The sequence below is a fragment of the Acidovorax sp. Leaf78 genome (assembly GCF_001422735.1).
In the GTDB taxonomy this organism is placed as follows: Bacteria; Pseudomonadota; Gammaproteobacteria; order Burkholderiales; family Burkholderiaceae_C; genus Acidovorax.
This window is the reverse complement of sequence record NZ_LMLZ01000020.1, coordinates 104,332-121,294: the sequence shown is the minus strand read 5'-3', so window position 1 is coordinate 121,294 and position 16,963 is coordinate 104,332. Positions and strand designations below refer to the sequence as shown.

Annotated in this window: 14 protein-coding genes; 4 read left to right on the top strand and 10 right to left on the bottom strand. The window is 69.1% G+C overall.

Annotation, left to right across the window (positions count from 1 at the left end; all coding sequences use genetic code 11):
- Window positions 1–42 precede the first annotated feature (42 nt).
- The 6 genes from ASF16_RS12260 to ASF16_RS12235 all read right to left on the bottom strand — a co-directional run bounded on the left by ASF16_RS12260 (window position 43) and on the right by ASF16_RS12235 (window position 6,639).
- Window positions 43–1,125: a FecR domain-containing protein gene (locus ASF16_RS12260; RefSeq protein WP_235507351.1), complete on the bottom strand. Its 1,083-nt coding sequence runs from the start codon at window positions 1,123–1,125 to the stop codon at window positions 43–45.
- Window positions 1,122–1,634 carry a sigma-70 family RNA polymerase sigma factor gene (locus ASF16_RS12255; RefSeq protein ID WP_056167255.1) on the bottom strand — a complete coding sequence of 171 codons (513 nt, stop codon included), beginning with the start codon at window positions 1,632–1,634 and terminating at the stop codon, window positions 1,122–1,124. Before ASF16_RS12255 ends, ASF16_RS12260 begins: the two co-directional genes overlap by 4 nt.
- A 146-nt stretch (window positions 1,635–1,780) precedes the next feature.
- Entirely contained in the window at window positions 1,781–3,580 is a 1,800-nt protein-coding gene (locus ASF16_RS12250; RefSeq protein ID WP_056167252.1) for a feruloyl-CoA synthase, read from the bottom strand.
- A gap of 59 nt (window positions 3,581–3,639) precedes the next feature.
- Window positions 3,640–4,590: a 3-hydroxyacyl-CoA dehydrogenase NAD-binding domain-containing protein gene (locus tag ASF16_RS12245; RefSeq protein ID WP_056167249.1), complete on the bottom strand. Its 951-nt coding sequence runs from the start codon at window positions 4,588–4,590 to the stop codon at window positions 3,640–3,642.
- Between the two features lie 55 nt (window positions 4,591–4,645).
- Complete coding sequence (locus ASF16_RS12240; protein WP_056169065.1) at window positions 4,646–5,641, bottom strand: Bug family tripartite tricarboxylate transporter substrate binding protein; 996 nt, start codon at window positions 5,639–5,641, stop codon at window positions 4,646–4,648.
- Window positions 5,642–5,715: 74 nt separating this feature from the next.
- Window positions 5,716–6,639 carry a 3-keto-5-aminohexanoate cleavage protein gene (locus ASF16_RS12235; RefSeq protein WP_056167246.1) on the bottom strand — a complete coding sequence of 308 codons (924 nt, stop codon included), beginning with the start codon at window positions 6,637–6,639 and terminating at the stop codon, window positions 5,716–5,718.
- A 133-nt stretch (window positions 6,640–6,772) separates the two neighbouring features.
- Here ASF16_RS12235 and ASF16_RS12230 point away from each other — a divergent pair, with 133 nt between their 5' ends.
- Window positions 6,773–7,465, top strand: coding sequence for a Crp/Fnr family transcriptional regulator (locus ASF16_RS12230; protein ID WP_056167243.1), 693 nt, complete (start codon window positions 6,773–6,775; stop codon window positions 7,463–7,465).
- 107 nt (window positions 7,466–7,572) lie between these two features.
- Here the strand turns inward: ASF16_RS12230 and ASF16_RS12225 are convergent, their stop codons facing one another.
- From ASF16_RS12225 to ASF16_RS12210, 4 genes are all read right to left on the bottom strand, one after another.
- Entirely contained in the window at window positions 7,573–8,397 is an 825-nt protein-coding gene (locus tag ASF16_RS12225) for an alpha/beta fold hydrolase (RefSeq protein WP_056167240.1), read from the bottom strand.
- Window positions 8,394–9,944, bottom strand: a complete 1,551-nt coding sequence (locus ASF16_RS12220) for a benzoate-CoA ligase family protein (protein ID WP_056167239.1) — start codon at window positions 9,942–9,944, stop codon at window positions 8,394–8,396. Before ASF16_RS12220 ends, ASF16_RS12225 begins: the two co-directional genes overlap by 4 nt.
- A gap of 78 nt (window positions 9,945–10,022) precedes the next feature.
- Window positions 10,023–11,573, bottom strand: coding sequence for a 3,4-dehydroadipyl-CoA semialdehyde dehydrogenase (locus ASF16_RS12215; protein WP_056167236.1), 1,551 nt, complete (start codon window positions 11,571–11,573; stop codon window positions 10,023–10,025).
- 98 nt (window positions 11,574–11,671) lie between these two features.
- Window positions 11,672–12,139 carry a DUF4863 family protein gene (locus ASF16_RS12210; protein WP_056167234.1) on the bottom strand — a complete coding sequence of 156 codons (468 nt, stop codon included), beginning with the start codon at window positions 12,137–12,139 and terminating at the stop codon, window positions 11,672–11,674.
- Between the two features lie 241 nt (window positions 12,140–12,380).
- Here ASF16_RS12210 and ASF16_RS12205 point away from each other — a divergent pair, with 241 nt between their 5' ends.
- From ASF16_RS12205 to boxB, 3 genes are all read left to right on the top strand, one after another.
- Window positions 12,381–13,322: a helix-turn-helix transcriptional regulator gene (locus tag ASF16_RS12205; protein ID WP_056169063.1), complete on the top strand. Its 942-nt coding sequence runs from the start codon at window positions 12,381–12,383 to the stop codon at window positions 13,320–13,322.
- A 295-nt stretch (window positions 13,323–13,617) separates the two neighbouring features.
- Window positions 13,618–15,288, top strand: a complete 1,671-nt coding sequence (boxC, locus tag ASF16_RS12200; protein ID WP_056167231.1) for a 2,3-epoxybenzoyl-CoA dihydrolase — start codon at window positions 13,618–13,620, stop codon at window positions 15,286–15,288.
- A 123-nt stretch (window positions 15,289–15,411) separates the two neighbouring features.
- Window positions 15,412–16,839, top strand: coding sequence for a benzoyl-CoA 2,3-epoxidase subunit BoxB (gene boxB, locus ASF16_RS12195; protein WP_056167226.1), 1,428 nt, complete (start codon window positions 15,412–15,414; stop codon window positions 16,837–16,839).
- Window positions 16,840–16,963 lie beyond the last annotated feature (124 nt).

Genomic DNA, 16,963 nt, shown 5'->3' with positions numbered 1-16,963 from the left:
GGCCTGCTGCCGGCCGCTACCGGCAGTGGCTACTGCGGGCGGCTACTGAGGGTGGGGAGCGGCCACGATCTCGGTGACCGCGCCGTGCGCGCGCAGTTGCACGGGCAACACACTGGGCAGTGCCCGCGTGAAGTTATCGAGCCGCCGCGGGTCGAACGTGCCGGTCAGGCGCAGGGCCCCCACGCCAGGGTCGCGCACCACGAGTTGCGTGGAGCCGTACCGGGCGAACTCGGCCAGCGCCTGCGACAAGGGCGTGTCGTCAAAGCTCACCCGCCCATCGCGCCAGGGTGCAATGCCCGCAGGGGGCACGGGGGCGATGGCGGCAAGGTGGCCGTCCGCAGCGCTGCGCACCTGCTGGCCTGCGGTCAGCTCCACCACCTCGGGCCCGGCATCGGCAGCGCGCGCCACGCGCACGCGGCCCTCTTCCACCGCCACGCGCACACCAGCGTCGCCCGGCACGCCGGGCGTGTAGCGCACCGAGAACCGGGTGCCCACCACCGTGATGCGCAGGGGCCCCGCCAGCACGTCGAACGGCCGCGCGACATCGCCCTGCACCCTGAACACAGCCTGCCCTTCCGGCAGCACCACCTCGCGGCGCTGGCGGCGGAAGGTGACGTCCAGGCGGGTGTTCGTGTCCAGGCGCACGGTGCTGCCATCGGGCAGGTGCACCTCGGACTGCTGGCCCAGGCCGGTGGAGAGGGCCTGCTCATACACGGGTTGCTGCTGCCAGTGGTGGTAGCCCATGACCGTGGCAGCAGCCACCAGGCAGACCGATGCGGCCGTGGCGGCGCCCTGCCCCCAACTCCAGCTCCAACTCCAGGTCCATGCACGTGGGCGGGCCGGTGCGCCGGCACGGGCCTTGTCCTGCGTCAAGCCCGCGCGCAGCTGCCGGACTGCCGTTGCGGGGAATGCGTCGAGCGCGCGCCACTCCTGCTGCCAGCGCGCCAGCGCCGCCGCATGCCGCGGGTCGGCGTCGCGCCACGCATGCAGGGCCTGCAGCGTGGCGGCATCCGGTGCGCCCTGGCTGCGCACGAGCCAGTCCAAGGCTTCACCGTCGATGTGGTCGATGGCGTCGATGCAGTCGTTGGCGCCGTCCGGCATGGGCATGGGGGACTGCGCGCTCATGGCTGCTCCTCCCCCTGCGCGGTGGCACGGCACGCGCGGCAGGCCACCATGGCGCGCTTTATGTGCTGCTCCACCATCTTGCGCGAGATGCCCATCTGCGCGGCCACCTCGGCCTGCGACAGCCCGTCGAACTTGTGCAGGATGAACGCTTCGCGGCAACGCAGCGGCAGCGATTCGATGGTGGCGATCATCGAGGCCACGCCTTGCGCGGAGGTGAAGGCGGCTTCGGGCTCGCACACGGCGGGTGCGGGCAATTCGGCAACGTCAGGCAGGCTGTCGTCGGCCTCCGAAGGCACCGTGCCCCGCACCACATGGCGGCGGTGCTGGTCAATGAGCAGGTTGCGCGCGGTGCGGTACAGCAGCGCGCGCGGCTGGGCCACGGCCTCGCCGCTGCGCTGCAGCGCCAGCACGCGCGCGTAGGCCTCGTGCACCAGGTCTGCCGCCGTGTCGCGGCTGCGCACCATGCGGGCAAAGTAGTTCAGCAGTTCTTGGTAATAGTGGGCAACCACGGCGCACGCAGCCTGACAAAGGGCGGCCCGAACGCAGCAGGTTCGGGACCGGGACGGCTGGGGGCGCAGTGTGGTCAGGCCCGTGGCTAATAAGAATGATTCTCATATTGTAAGGACTTGGGCCTGCCCCGGTTTGTAAAGATGGACTAGCCGGTGATGACCCGTTCGTCCACCGGGCTGGCCTGCAGGAGCGCCACGTCGGCGGCCCGCCGCGCCAGCACCGCGCCCTGGTTGATGTAGCCCTTGTCGGTGATCTCGCCGCTGTCCGCATCGGGCGGCTGCGCCAGCACCAGGGCGCGCGTGGGGCACTGCGACGAGCCCGCGCCGGCGTTGCGCCGGGCCCGCATCACGCCCTGCAGGGCGGCGGTGAGCTTCGCAGGGTCGGCCGCGCCCGCTGCCGACGGGAACACCAGCATGCCCACTTCGTCGTGGTTGTGGCCGGTGAGCACGATGTCCTGCACCAGCGGCGCGAGCTGCGAGATCAGCTCCACGCGCAGCGTGCCCACCGACACCCAGCTGCCGCTGGAGAGCTTGAAGTCTTCGGCCACGCGCCCGTTGAAGACCACGCCGCGCTCGGGCCGCTCGGGGTCCACCAGGTAGCCGGCGTCGCCGATGCGGTAGAAACCCTCGCTGTCGAACGCGGCCGCCGTCTCGGCCGGCGCGTTGCGGTAGCCCGGAAACACCGACACGCCCTTGACCCGCATCTCCAGCTTGCTGCCATTGGGCACGAGCTTGAGCGCCAGCCCGGGCAGCGGCGCGCCGATGCAGCCGGCCTTCTCCAGCCGCCAGTGCGCGCTGGTGACGGCGGGCGACGTCTCGGTGGAGCCCCAGGACGTCGTCAGCCACAGCGGCTGCGCGGGCCGCACGCGCAGGGCCAGCGCTTCGAGCCGCTGCCAGGTGGACGGCGCGAGCGCCGCAGCCGCATAGAACGCCAGCCGCATGCGCGACAGGACCTCGGCGGCCAGTTGCTCGTCCGCTTCGAGGAAGGGCAGCAGCATGTCGAAGCCGCGCGGCACGTTGAACAGCATCGTGGGCTTCACGTCGCGCAGGTTGCGCACCGTCTTCTCGATGAGCCCGGGCACGGGCCGCCCTTCGTCGATGTAGAGCGAGCCGCCGTGGCACAGCACCATGTTCAGGTTGTGGTTGCCGCCGAACGTGTGGCTCCACGGCAGCCAGTCCACGAGCACCGGTTTTTCGTGGGTCAGGAAGGGCCAGGTCTGGGCCATCATCTGCTGGTTGGCGCAGAGCATGCGGTGGGTGTTGATGACCACCTTGGGCCGGCCGGTGGAGCCCGACGTCAGCAGGTACTTGGCATGGTCGTCGGGCGCGATGGCGTCGAACGCCTGGCGCACGGCCGGGGTCTCCACCCCCTGCAGCAGCCGCGCGAAGGGCAGCGCGCCCGGCACCTCGTCGGCGTGGCGGCTGAACACCTGCAGGGCGTCCGATGCATAGCCTGCCAAGGCCGGTGCGTATGCCCGGGCATCGGACGCATAGATCAGCGACGGCCCCAGCGCCGCGAGCATGCTGTGCAGCCGAGTGGAGTCCTTGGAGCGCGCGTAGGCGCTGGACAGCGAGCACGAGGCCAGGCCCACATGCATCGCCGCGAGCATGAGCACCGCGTGGTCCACCGCGTTGTCCGACAGGATCGCCACGGGGCGGTCGGCCGGCAGCTTCAGGTCGAGCAGCGACTGCGCCACGGCGCCCACGGCGCGGCGCAACTCGCCATACGTCAGGCGGCGCCAGTGCTCACCTTTTTCATCGCGCTCGGCCAGGGCCAGCGCGTCGGGCGTCTCGCGCGCCCAGTGCTCCAGCCACTCGCCGATGCAGCGCGCATAGTCGCCCAGCGGCACGGGGGACTGCAGCGTGATCGAGCCGTCGTCCGCACGGGTCTGGGTGGTCAATGCCAGCGCGATCTGGGTGTCGTCGTCAAGGAATCCGGGGTGCATGGCGTGGTGTCTCTCTGGCGGTGTCTGGGTGAGGCAGGTGATGGGGAGCGCCCGGCGCATCAGGTCGGCGTGTCCAGTCCGGGGGATGCGCTCTTGGCGCGCAGCAGGCCGATGAGCACGACATCGCGCGCCTGCGCCAGCTCTGCCTGCGTGCGCCCGCCGAGCGCCTGGTCCACGCCCTCGACCACGCGGCGCTGCAGCTCGGGCGTCATGCGCGGCGCGCCCAGGTCGTCCCACCAGCCTTCGATGGGGCCGCCCAGGTGGGCCAGCAGATGGGCCATGCCGCCGTCGCCACCGGACAGGTGCAGGTTCATGAAAGGGCCCATCAGCGCCCACCGCAGGCCGGGGCCCTGGGCGATGGCGGTGTCGATGTCGGCCACGCTGGCCACGCCTTCATTCACCAGGTGGAACGCCTCGCGCCACAGTGCGGCCTGCAGGCGGTTGGCGATGTGGCCCAGGATCTCGCGGCGCACATGGATGGGGCGCTTGCCGATGGCGGTGTAGAAGGCCATTGCGGCGGCGATGGCCGCGGGCGACGTCTTCTCGCCCCCACCCACCTCGACCAGCGGGATCATGTGTGGCGGGTTGAACGGGTGCCCCAGCACGATGCGCTCCGGCCGGGCGCACCGGGCCTGCATGGCCGATACCGACAGGCCCGACGAGCTGGACGCCACGATGGCGTGCGGGGGTGCCGCCGCGTCGATGCGGCGCATCAGGTCGGCCTTGAAATCCTCGCGCTCCGGTCCGTTCTCCTGCACGAAGTCCGCTTGCGCCACCGCATCTTCCAGCCGCGCGTGAAACCGCAGCCGGGCCATGCTGGCGCCGGGTGCCAGCCCTTGTTGCTCCAGCGCGGGCCAGTGCCGGCCCACCGCATCGCGCAGCCTCTGCTCGGCGCCTTCAGCGGGGTCGGTGGCCTCCACGTCCAGGCCCTGCGCCAGAAAGTAGGCCGCCCAGCTGGCGCCGATGACGCCGGTGGCCACCACGGCCACGCGCTTCACTGTCGAATCCATCGAAGATTTTCCTTGTCGTTGTTGCGCAGCGGCTCAGGGGTGCGTCAAGACCTGTTCAAGACTCGGCCGTGAACCCGATCTTCTTGACCAGCGGCCCCCAGCGCTCGAACTCCGCCTGCTGCGACGCTGCCATCTCGGCCTGGGTCGACCCCTTGGCGATCAGGCCCACGACAGCCAGGCTGTCGATCACGGCCTTCTCCTTGATGGCCTGGTTGATGGCCGCATTGGCGGCGGCCACCACGCTGGCCGGCGTGCGGGCGGGGGCGTAGAACCCGAACCATTCCTCGGTCGTGAGCTCGGGGAAGCCCTGCTCCGCGAAGGTCGCCACTTCGGGCGAGAACGGCGAGCGTGCCTGGCCGGACGTGGCGATCAGCCGCAGCTTGCCCGCCTTGTGGTTGGGGATGAAGTCGCCGCTCGGGGTGACCATGGACGCGATCTGCCCGCCCACCACATCGGTCACGCCGGGGATGGAGCCGCGGTAGGGCACATGCTTCAAGTCCACGCCGTTGTTGATCCCCAGCAGCGCACCGATGAAGTGCGGCGTGGAGCCCGCGGCGGGCGAGCCGTAGTTGGCCTGGCCCGGGTTGGCCTTGGCCCAGGCCAGGTAGTCCTTCACGGTCTTGACCGAAGCCGGCACCAGCGGGCCCACGGCCAGGCCATGGTGCATGACCGCGCCGATGGACACGGGCACGAAATCCTTCACCGGGTCGTAGCTCAGCTTGCTGTAGATGTGCGGGTAGATCGACGTGCACGAGAACGGCGAGAGCGTGAGCACGCTGCCGTCCACCGGTGCGCCCTTAAGCGACTCCAGCGCAATGCGGCCACCCGCGCCGGGCTTGTTCTCCACCACCGCGCTGTTGCGGGTGTACGCGGAGCCCGCCAGCTTTTCGCCCACGCGCCGCGCGACGCTGTCGCCCGCGCTGCCGGCCGGAAAGCCATACAGGATCTTGACCTGCTCGATGGTCTGCGCAAAGGCGCTCCAGGGCGCGAGGGCCCCGAGCGCGGTGGCAGCACCCACGTGGTGCATGAACTGGCGGCGTGTCGGCTTCATCATTCCTTGTCTCCTCTTTCTTTTTGGTGGGGATGGGTGCGGCGGCGATGGATGCGGTGGCGGGATGGTGCCGTTCAGTGCGGCGCGAATTCAGGGCGGGGGCCGCCCACGCGCGGCAGGCCCATCAGCGCGCGGGCCTCGGCGGGCGTGGCGGGCTCCATGCCCAGCTCGCGGATCACGCGCACGATGCGCTCGGTGAGCTGCACGTTGGTGGCCAGCTCGCCGTGGCGGTAGTACAGGTTGTCCTCCAGCCCCACGCGCGCATGGCCGCCCAGCAGCAGGGCAGCGACATTGGCTTCGAGCTGCGAGGGGCCGATGCCGCTCACGCAGAACAGGCTGTTTTTGGGCAGCGTGTCCACCATCATCTGCAGGTGGCGTGGCGAGTACGGCATGGCGTTCTGGAAGGCGCGGTGCACGTTCATCACCAGGTTGATGAAATGCGGGCCGTCGTCGTCATGCCCCTCTTCGATGAGGGTGGTGGTGTCCTGCAGGATGTGGGTGGGGCTGAAGACCTCCCACTCGGGCTTGATGCCGCGCGCCTTCATGCCGGCGGCCAGCTCGCGGCCGCGGCTCAGCGGCGTGTCCATCAGGATCTCGCGGCCGTCGAAGCTCAGGTTGAGCGTGGTGGCGTCCAGGGTGCACATCTCGGCACCTGCGTCCATGCCCTTGATGCGCTCTTCCCAGGCGATTTCCCAGCGGTTGCCGGGCAGTGGTTTGACCATGTCGCCGTGCACGCCGCCGCCCGTGGAGTTGTTGATGACGATGTCGCAGCCCTTGGCGCGGATGCGGGTGTTGATGTCGTGGTAGATGTCGGCGTTGCAGGTGGCGCCGTCATCGGGCCTGCGCGCATGGATGGCCACCACGCTGGCCCCGGCGTTCCAGCAGCGCTGCACGTCCTCGGCGATCTCGGCGGGCTGGGTGGGCAGGTGCGGGTTCTGCGATTTGTGCGCCATGCCGCCGGTGGGGGCGATGGTCACGATGACTTTGCGCTTTGTCATGGCATCGGCTGAGGGAAAATGGTAGTGCACGCATTATTTTTTTGGGCGCTTGCATACTCAGTCATTGCGATGACATTTGGACTCAGGGTATACGAGGAACCGTGCGGCCCTGCCCGTTGGAGAACGCTTCACCATGCTGGTCAACAAGGCACCGCCCACGGTGGCCGAGCTTCTGGCCGACTCGGCCTGGTTCCCGGTGCTGGATGCCCCGGCCCAGCAGCGCGTGCTCGATGAACTGCGCGAAGTCGATGTGCCGCAAGGCAGCGCGCTGTGCCGCCGCGGCGACGTGCCTCGGCACTGGTACGGCGCGATCGAAGGGCTGCTCAAGTGGACGGTGACGTCCGACAACGGCCGCTCCGTGACGCTGGGCGGGCTGTCGGCGGGCAGCTGGTTCGGCGAGGGCACGCTGCTACGCGGCGTGGCGCGCACGGCAGACATCATTGCGCTGCGCCCCAGCCGCGTGGCGCTGCTGCCGGTGGAGACTTTTGAATGGCTGCACGCCACACAGCGCAGCTTCGACCACTTTTTGCTGCGCCAGATCAACGAGCGCATGCACTGGTTCCTGGGCAACTTCACGGCCCACCACCTGATGGACACCGACAGCCAGGTGGCGCGTGCGCTGGCCGGTCTGTTCCACCCTTTTCTGCACCCCGGCAGCGACCCGCACCTGCAGGTCTCGCAGGAGGAGATCGCCAACCTGTCGGGCGTGTCGCGCCAGCGCTGCAACTCGGCCCTGAAGCGGCTGGAGGCCGAGGGCGTGCTGCAGATCGAGTACGGGGGGATTACCGTGGTGGACCTGGAGAGCTTGCGGCGGCGGGTGGAGTAGTTTCACCGACCCACAGCCTTTTACGCTGAGTTTGTTGAAGCGCTGTACCTGGCTTCGACAAGCTCAGCCCGAACGGAGGGAAAGGTGATGGTGGCGTTCACGTGCACTCAAGGTCGTGTGCCACATGCTCCATGGATGAACGCCACCGTCTCGGAGATCACGTCGCCGGGCCGGTCACGGTGGGGGGAATGTGCACATCCGTCAAGCTCCAGCAACTGCGTGCCAGGCACGCGCCCGGCAATGCCGCGGATCTGCGCCAGCGTGCCGTATTCGTCGTCCAAGCCCTGCACGGCCAGCACGGGGGCTCGCACGGCGGTGATGTCCGCTCCGATGTTCCACGTGCGAAATGCGGGGTCGAGCCAGATGCGGTTCCAGCCCCAGAAGGCCGAGTCCGCGTCGTCGTGGTAGCGGCCAAGCTTGTTTCGAAGGTCGGTGGTTTCATAGGCCGTGCGCGCCAGCTCGATGTTGGCGATGGTCACGTCCTCGACCAAGATGTGCGGGGCCAGCAGCACCAGGCCGGCCACGTGGTTCGGAAACTTCGCTGCGTACAGCAGCGCGATGGACGCTCCGTCGCTGTGGCCGAAGAGCCAGGGCGCTTCCACCACGCCCAGGGCCTGCAGCAGCGCGGGCAGTACCTCGTGTGCCTGCCGGTGCATGAAGTCCACGCCCCAGTGCTCATCGGGCGCACGTGGCGTGGAGCGGCCGTAGCCAGGGCGCGAGAACATCAGGCCCCGAAACCCGCCCGCCGCGCACAGCTGCGCGGGGAAGTCCTTCCACATCGCCACCGAGCCCAGGCCTTCGTGCAAAAAGACCACCAGCGGTGCCTGCGTGCGCTCGGGCGCTATCCACTGGTACTCGACCTGCACGACCTGCCCCCGCCAGGAGATGCTGGCCAGAGACGCCGGGCCGCCGGAGCTCGCCGTGGCGCTCACGCCCGGGCCTCCTGCTCGCGCAGGCGAAAGCGCTGGATCTTGCCGGTGGCGGTCTTGGGCAGCTCGGGCACGAACTCGATGAGGCGCGGGTATTTGTACGGTGCCAGGCGGTCCTTGACGAAGGTCTTGAGCTCGTCGTCCGTTGCCGCCTGGCCGTCCTTGAGCACCACAAAGGCCTTGGTCTTGGTCAACCCCTCGCCATCCAGCACCCCGATGACTGCAGCCTCGAGCACGGCGGTGTGCTGCATCAGCGTGGCCTCGACCTCGAAGGGCGAGACGTAGATGCCGCTGACCTTGAGCATATCGTCGCTGCGCCCGGCGTAGGTGTAGTAGCCGTCCGCGTCGCGCACGTACTTGTCGCCGCTCTTGGTCCAGCCGCCCTGGAAGGTGTCGCGCGTCTTGTCGCGGTTGTTCCAGTACATCAGGGCGGCGCTGGGGCCCCGGATATACAGGTCGCCCACCTCGCCGTCGGCCACGGTGCCGCCGTCCTCGCCGCGCAGCGCGATGTCGTAGCCGGGCACGGGCTTGCCGGTGCTGCCGTAGCGGATGTCGCCCGGGCGGTTGGACAGGAAGATGTGCAGCATCTCGGTGGAGCCGATGCCGTCGATGATGTCGCAGCCGAAATGCGCCTTGAAGCGCTGGGCGATGTCGGCGGGCAGTGCCTCGCCGGCGGACGAGCACATGCGCAGCGCCACCTGGGCGCGCGCCGGCAGCCGGGGCGAGGCCAGCATGCCCGCAAAGCCGGTGGGCGCACCGAAGAATACGGTGGGCCGGTGGTCCACCCAGCGCTGAAAGGTGGCGTCGGGCGTGGGCCGCTCGGCCATCAGCACCACGGTGGCGCCCACCGACAGCGGGAAGGTGAGCGCGTTGCCCAGCCCGTAGGCGAAGTACAGCTTGGCGGCCGAGAAGCACACGTCGTCGCGCGTGAGGCCCAGCACGGGCTTGCCGTATAGCTCGGCCGTCCACCAGAGGTTGCCGTGGGTATGCACCGTGCCCTTGGGCTTGCCGGTGGAGCCCGACGAGTACAGCCAGAAGCCCGGGTCGTCGGGCCCGGTGGCGGCAGGCGCAGGCAGTGGCTCTGCGTAAGAAATGGCGTTTTCCAGGTCCACAGCCCCTTTGCCGAGCGTTTGCGTGGGCTGAGACACCCACAGCGCGGCCACCTCGTGCGGGCCGAGCGCCATGGCGCTGTGCAAGATGGGCAGCAACGCGCCCGACACCAGCACGGCCTGCGCGCGACTGTGGCCCAGCATGTAGGCGTAGTCGTCCGCGGTGAGCAGGGTGTTGACCGCCACGGGCACCACGCCGGCGTACAGGCAGCCCAGAAAGCACACAGGCCAGTCGCTGGTGTCGTGCATCAGCATCAGCACCCGCTCTTCGCGCCGCAGGCCGGCATCCACCAGCACACCGGCCAGGCGCCGGGCGCGGTCCTGCAGGTCGCCGTAGCTCAGCGTGCCGCGGTCGTCGATGTAGGCGGTGCGCTTCGCGTGGTCGCGGTTCAGGTCGAACAGGTGCTGCGCAAAGTTGAAACGCTCGGGCAATTCGTTCATGGCGATGTCTCCGGCTCGCTGGCTGTGTTCTGTGCGGACGTGGGCTGGCTGGCTGACTGGCGTTTGTTGCTGCGGTTGTCAGAGGCCCAGCGCAGCCAGCACGCCGGGGCTGGCCTGCACCGCACTGCGCTGGTGGTAGAAGTCGAGCGCACGCAGGCCGCCCAGCTCCGCGCCGCCGCCTGCGCGCCCGGGGCCGCCGTGCAGCGACATGGGCATCACGTTGCCGTGGCCGGTGTGGGCCTGCGCGACGTCGGGCGTCACCACGTGCACACGGCCATGGCTGGCCGCCAATTGCACGGCTGCGTGTGCCAAAGCCGCGTCATCCGCCCCGTACAGCGACGTGACGAGTGACCCCTGCCCGCGCTGCGCCAGCGATACGGCATGGTCCACGTCGCGGTAGGGCACGAGCGTGGCGACGGGGCCGAACACCTCCACATCGTGTACCACGGCTGCCGCATCGGCGTCGCGCACACCCAGCAGCACCGGGCCGATGCAAGCGGCCACGGCGGGGTCGGCGTCCACCAGCGGCTGGTGGCGGCCGTCGTGCAGGATGTCGGCGTGGGCGCTCAGCTGCGCAAGCCCCTCGCGCACGGCGTGCAGTTGGGCCGTGCTGACGAGCGAGCCCATGCGCACGCCGTCGTTGCGGGGGTTGCCCACCGTCACGCCTGCGAGCTTGGCGCCAATGGCCTCGGCCGCTGCGCCGTACAAACCCGCCGGCACCAGGATGCGGCGGATGGCGGTGCATTTCTGGCCCGACTTGACGGTCATCTCGCGCACCACTTCGCGCACCAGCAGGTTGAAGGCGTCGCTGCCGGGCGCCGCATCGGGCAGCAGCAGCGCACTGTTGAGGCTGTCGGCCTCGATGTTGGCGCGCACCGAGCGCTGGGCCACCGCAGGGTGGGCGCGGATGATGCCGGCCGTGTCGGCCGAGCCGGTGAACGAGACCACGTCGAACGGCCCGAGCTGGTCCATGAGCCCGGCCGAGCTGCCTGCAATGACCGACAGCGCGCCCGCCGGCAGCACGCCCGCATCGACCACGTCGCGCACCATGCGCTGCGTGAGCCAGGCGGTGGACGTGGCGGGCTTGACGATCACCGGCACGCCGGAGAGCAGCGCGGGCGCCGCCTTTTCCCACAGGCCCCAGGCCGGGAAGTTGAAGGCGTTGATGAACAGCGCCACGCCGCGCGCGGGCACCTGCAGGTGCTGCGACAGGAACACGGGCTCCTTGCCGAGCCGGGCGGCGTCGCCATCGCGCAGCGCGCGCACATCGCCCAGCGCATCGCCCCATTTGGCGTACTGGCCCAGCGTGAAGATGCCGCCGTCGATGTCCACGGCGGAGTCGTTCTTCACCGTGCCGCTGTTGGCCGTGGCGATCTCGTAGTACGCGTCGCGGTGGGTTTGAAGTACCTTGACCACGGCGCCCAGTAGCGCGGCGCGCTGCCGGTAGGTCAACGCACGCAATGCCGAGCCGCCCTGTTCGCGGGCGAACCGGAAGGCCTCGGGCAGGTCGAGGCCCGTGGCATCCACGCGCACCAGGTCGTGGCCCAGCACCGGGTCCTGGAGCACGGCGCCCGGGCCCTGGCCGGTTTGCCAGCGTCCGGCAGCGTAGTTGGGGAGCAGTTCGGTCATGAAGATCTTTCTTGCAGGTGGTCGGCAGCGCCCGCGGTGGCGATGTCGGTGGCGGCAGCGATGCAGCGGACAAGTCGGGCGGCGAGCCCGCCGTGCCTTCAGCGCGTGAATTGAATCTGCCCCTCGGGCAGCAGGTAGAGCACCAGCGAGCGGCCCTGGGCCACGGTGGGGCGGTGGGCGCTGCCGGGCGGGTACACGCACCAGCCGGCGGGGTGCCCGTCGAAGGTGGCGTCGCCCTCCAGCGGCATGATCAGGTCGATCTCTCCGAGCGGATGGGTGTGGTGCGGGCCGGCGATGTCCTGCATGTCCACCACGTCCACCGAGAAGCGGTGCAGCGCGTCGTCTGCCTGGAAGACCCGGCCGTAGCGGATGCCACCGCCCTCGCGCTCGCAGAGCCAGCCTTGCGCCACGCCCGCCAGGCAACCCGCCTTGAGCTGCCGGTAGGCGTCGCTTCCCTGGCCGTGCGTCTGGTTGAGCCAGGTTTGCAGGTCACGGTCCAGACGTCGGCCTGCGATCTGCCCGGTCAATGCGGCCAGGGCTTCATGGAATGCTGCTTTATCGGACATGGCGACTCGTGGGTGGCTGGGACAATGGAGCGCAGCGTGCACAGTGCTGCATGCATTTTCTTGTGTGATTCGGCAATGTGCAGTATCTTGCCTGCACATGAACGATAGGTAATGCTTGATGCAGTGTCAAGCACTATAGTGCATGCATGGTGTTTTCCCCTACGGTGTCCGGCCGCGCGGGCCGCCCGGGGGATGCACCGCAAAATGCCCAGGTGCAGCCGATGTGAATTTGAGGATGGACATGAACGAACCAGAAGACACCGCCACCTTGCCCCCAGCCCTGGGCGAGGTCGCGCCAGGGCCTGCCGACGAAGCCCGCAACCCCCTGCTGACCGCCCTGGGCGAGCGGGTGCGCAACCTGCGGGCGCAGCGCGGGCTCACGCGCAAGGCGGTGGCGGTGGCGGCCGATGTGTCGGAACGGCACCTGGCCAACCTGGAGTACGGCACGGGCAACGCGTCCATCCTGGTGTTGCAGCAGGTGGCCGGCGCGCTGCACTGCTCACTGGCCGAGCTGGTGGGCGACTTCACTACCCGGTCGCCCGAGTGGCTGCTGATCCGGGAGCTGCTGGAGCACCGCAGCGAGCCCGAGCTGCGCCGCGCGCGGCTGGCGCTGCACGAGCTGCTGAACAACGGCGCCAGCGACTCGGCACGCCACCGGCGCATCGCGCTGGTGGGGCTGCGCGGCGCGGGCAAGTCCACGCTGGGGCCCCTGCTGGCGCGCGACCTGGACGTGCCGTTCATCGAGCTGAGCCGCGAGATCGAGACCCTGGCGGGCTGCAGCGTGCGCGAGATCCACGACCTGTACGGCACCACCGCCTACCGCCGCTACGAACGCCGCGCGCTCGAGGAGATCGTGCAGATCCACAGCGAGGTGGTGATCGCCACGCCCGGCGGCATCGTCTCAGACCCTGCCACCTTCAACGAGCTGCTGGCGCACTGCACCACGGTGTGGCTGCGCGCCGCGCCCGAGGAGCACATGGGCCGCGTGCTGGCCCAGGGCGACATGCGCCCCATGGCCGCCAGCAAGGAAGCCATGGACGACCTGCGCCGCATCCTGGAAGGCCGGGCAGCCTTCTATTCGAAGGCGGACCTGACCATCGACACCTCGGGGCAGGCTGTGGACGACAGCCTGCGGCAGCTGCGCACCGGGGTGCGCAGGCTCATGGTCGACCGACCCGACTGACACCCAGCTGGTAGACGCGGGACGCGGGGCCTCTGGGGCCGCGCACCCCTTCCGCCCCTTCCGCCCCTTCCGCCGGTGCAGCCCTTCACGTGGGCCTGCGTCCGCCCGTGTCCGGGCACGCCCCGACGTCGCCTGCTGACCGGCTCATCGGCGCGACCCACTCGCCCGGCGGCCACAAAAATCCTCGAAAAATTCGCGCATGCATTGACTTGCCCGCAAACATGCACCATGATGCACATCAACAGATCAATTGATGCATTATTATTCCTGTTGCAAGATTTGACGGAGACGCCCCATGACCGCCCAGACCACCGCACCCACCCGCGTTGACTACCGCACGGACCCCACGCAGTACCGCCACTGGAAGCTGGCGGTGGATGGCCCCATTGCCCGCCTGTCGCTCGACATTGCCGAAGACGGCGGCATCCGCCCCGGCTACAAGCTCAAGCTCAACAGCTACGACCTGGGCGTGGACATCGAGCTGCACGACGCGCTCAACCGCGTGCGCTTCGAGCACCCGGGCGTGCGCACGGTGATCGTCACCAGCGCCAAGGACCGCATCTTCTGCTCGGGCGCCAACATCTTCATGCTGGGTGTCTCCAGCCACGCCTGGAAGGTGAACTTCTGCAAGTTCACCAACGAGACGCGCAACGGCATCGAGGACTCCTCCAAGCACTCGGGCCTGAAGTTCGTCGCCGCCGTGAACGGCGCCTGCGCGGGCGGCGGCTACGAGCTGGCCCTGGCCTGCGACGAGATCGTGCTGGTGGACGACCGCTCGTCGGCCGTGTCGCTGCCTGAAGTGCCCCTGCTGGGCGTGCTGCCCGGCACCGGTGGCCTGACGCGCGTGACCGACAAGCGCCACGTACGCCACGACCTGGCCGACATCTTCTGCACCAGCGTGGAAGGCGTGCGCGGCCAGCGCGCGGTGGACTGGCGCCTGGTGGACCGCATCGCCAAGCCGGCGCAGTTCGCGGCCGCCGTCGATGACGCGGCGGCGCGCCTGGCCCATGGCAGCCACCGCCCAGCCAACGCAAACGGCGTGGCCCTGACCCGCGTGGAGCGCGAAGAAGGCGCCGACAGCCTGCGCTACGCCCATGTCAGCGTCGACATCGACCGCACCCGCCGCACGGCCACCCTCACGCTGAAGGCGCCCACCGGCGCGCAACCCACGGACATCGCCGGCATCGAGGCCGCAGGCGCCGCCTGGTGGCCGCTGGCCCTGGCGCGCCAGCTGGACGACGCCATCCTGAACCTGCGCACCAACGAACTCGACATCGGCACCTGGCTGCTCAAGACCGAGGGCGATGCCCAGGCCGTGCTGGCCAGCGACGCCACGCTGATCGCGCACCAGGACCACTGGCTGGTGCGCGAGACCATCGGCGCGCTGCGCCGCACGTTCGCGCGGCTGGATGTGTCCTCGCGCAGCCTGTTCGCGCTGGTGGAGTCGGGCTCGGCGTTTGCCGGATCGCTGGCCGAACTGGCGCTGGCCGCCGACCGCACCTACATGCTGGCCCTGCCCGACGATGCCGAGCGCGCGCCCAAGCTCACGCTCAACGAGTTCAACTTCGGGCTGCTGCCGATGGTGAACGACCAAAGCCGCCTGCAGCGCCGCTTCTACGAAGAAGCCGCACCGCTGGAAGCCGCGCGCGCCGCGGCCGGCACGCCGCTGGATGCGGACGCCGCGCTGGCCCTGGGCCTGGTGACCGCCGCCCCGGACGACATCGACTGGGACGACGAGATCCGCATCGCCATCGAGGAGCGCGCCGCGATGTCGCCCGACTCGCTCACCGGGCTGGAGGCCAACCTGCGCTTTGCCAGCAAGGAGAACATGAACACCCGCATCTTCGGCCGCCTGACCGCCTGGCAGAACTGGATCTTCAACCGCCCCAACGCCGTGGGCGACAAGGGAGCGCTCAAGGTCTACGGTACCGGTGAAAAAGCCGGCTTCGATCTGAACCGCGTCTGACCCCAAACCCCCACCCAACCGATTGACCTCCCCACCCGTTCAGGCTGAGCTTGTCGAAGCACTGCGCAAGCCTTCGACAAGCTCAGGCCGAACGGATATGAACCTCCACTTGAAGGACTGGCCATGAGCACGATCAACTACAGCGAGAAGATCCCCAACAACGTCAACCTGGGCGAAGACCGCACGCTGCAGCGCGCGCTCGAAGGCTGGCAGCCCAACTTCATCAACTGGTGGGACGACGTGGGCCCCGAGGGCTCGACCGACCACGAGGTCTACCTGCGCACCGCCGTGAGCGTGGACCCGCAGGGCTGGGCACAGTTCGGCCACGTGAAGATGCGCGACTACCGCTGGGGCATCTTCCTGAACCCGGGCGACGCCAACCGCGAGATTCACTTCGGCGACCACAAGGGCGAGAAGGCCTGGCAGGACGTGCCCGGCGAACACCGCGCCAACCTGCGCCGCATCATCGTGACGCAGGGCGACACCGAGCCCGCGTCGGTGGAGCAGCAGCGCCACCTGGGCCTCACCGCGCCCAGCATGTACGACCTGCGCAACCTGTTCCAGATCAATGTGGAAGAAGGCCGCCACCTGTGGGCCATGGTCTACCTGCTGCACAAGCACTTCGGCCGCGACGGCCGGGAAGAAGCCGAGGCACTGCTGCAGCGCACCTCGGGCGACGTGGACAACCCGCGCATCCTGGGCGCCTTCAACGAGAAGACGCCCGACTGGCTTGCGTTCTTCATGTTCACCTACTTCACCGACCGCGACGGCAAATTCCAGCTGTCGGCGCTGGCAGAGAGCGCATTCGACCCGCTGGCCCGCACCACCAAGTTCATGCTGACCGAGGAAGCCCACCACATGTTCGTGGGCGAGTCCGGCGTCTCGCGCGTGCTGGCGCGCACCGCACAGGTGATGAATGAGCTGAAGACCGACGACCCGGCCAAGGTGCGCGCCGCCGGCGCCATCGACCTGGGCACAGTGCAGCGCTACCTGAACTTCCACTACAGCGTGACCATCGACCTGTTCGGCGCCGACCAGTCGAGCAACGCAGCCATCTTCTACAGCTCGGGCCTCAAGGGCCGCTACGAAGAAGGCAAACGCACGGACGACCACATCCTCAAGGGCCAGACCTACAAGGTGCTGGAGGTCAAGGACGGCCAGCTGCTGGAAAAGGACGTGCCCATGCTCAACGCGCTGAACGAGGTGCTGCGCGACGACTTCATCAAGGACTCGATGGCCGGCGTGGGCCGCTGGAACAAGGTGCTGGAAAAAGCCGGCATCCCCACGCGCCTGTCGGTGCCGCACAAGGCCTTCAACCGCCAGATAGGCGCCCTGGCCGGCATCAAGATGTCGCCCGACGGCCGCGTGGTGAACGACGTGGAATGGGCAGCGCGCAAGGCCGAGTGGCTGCCCACGCCCGAGGACTTTGCGTTCGTCGCGTCGCTGATGGGCCGCGTGGTGGAGCCCGGCAAGTTCGCGGGCTGGATCGCGCCGCCGGTGATGGGCATCAACCGCCAGCCGGTCGACTTTGAATACGTCCGCTTTAGTTGAGCCCCCTGAGCCGCTGCGCGGCTTCCCCCCCGAGGGGGGACGCCACCGGCGGCCCGGCGGAGCCGGTTCCGCGGTGGCACTGGCCCGGGGCCGCGCGCAATCCAAGGCATCGCCCAAGAATTCT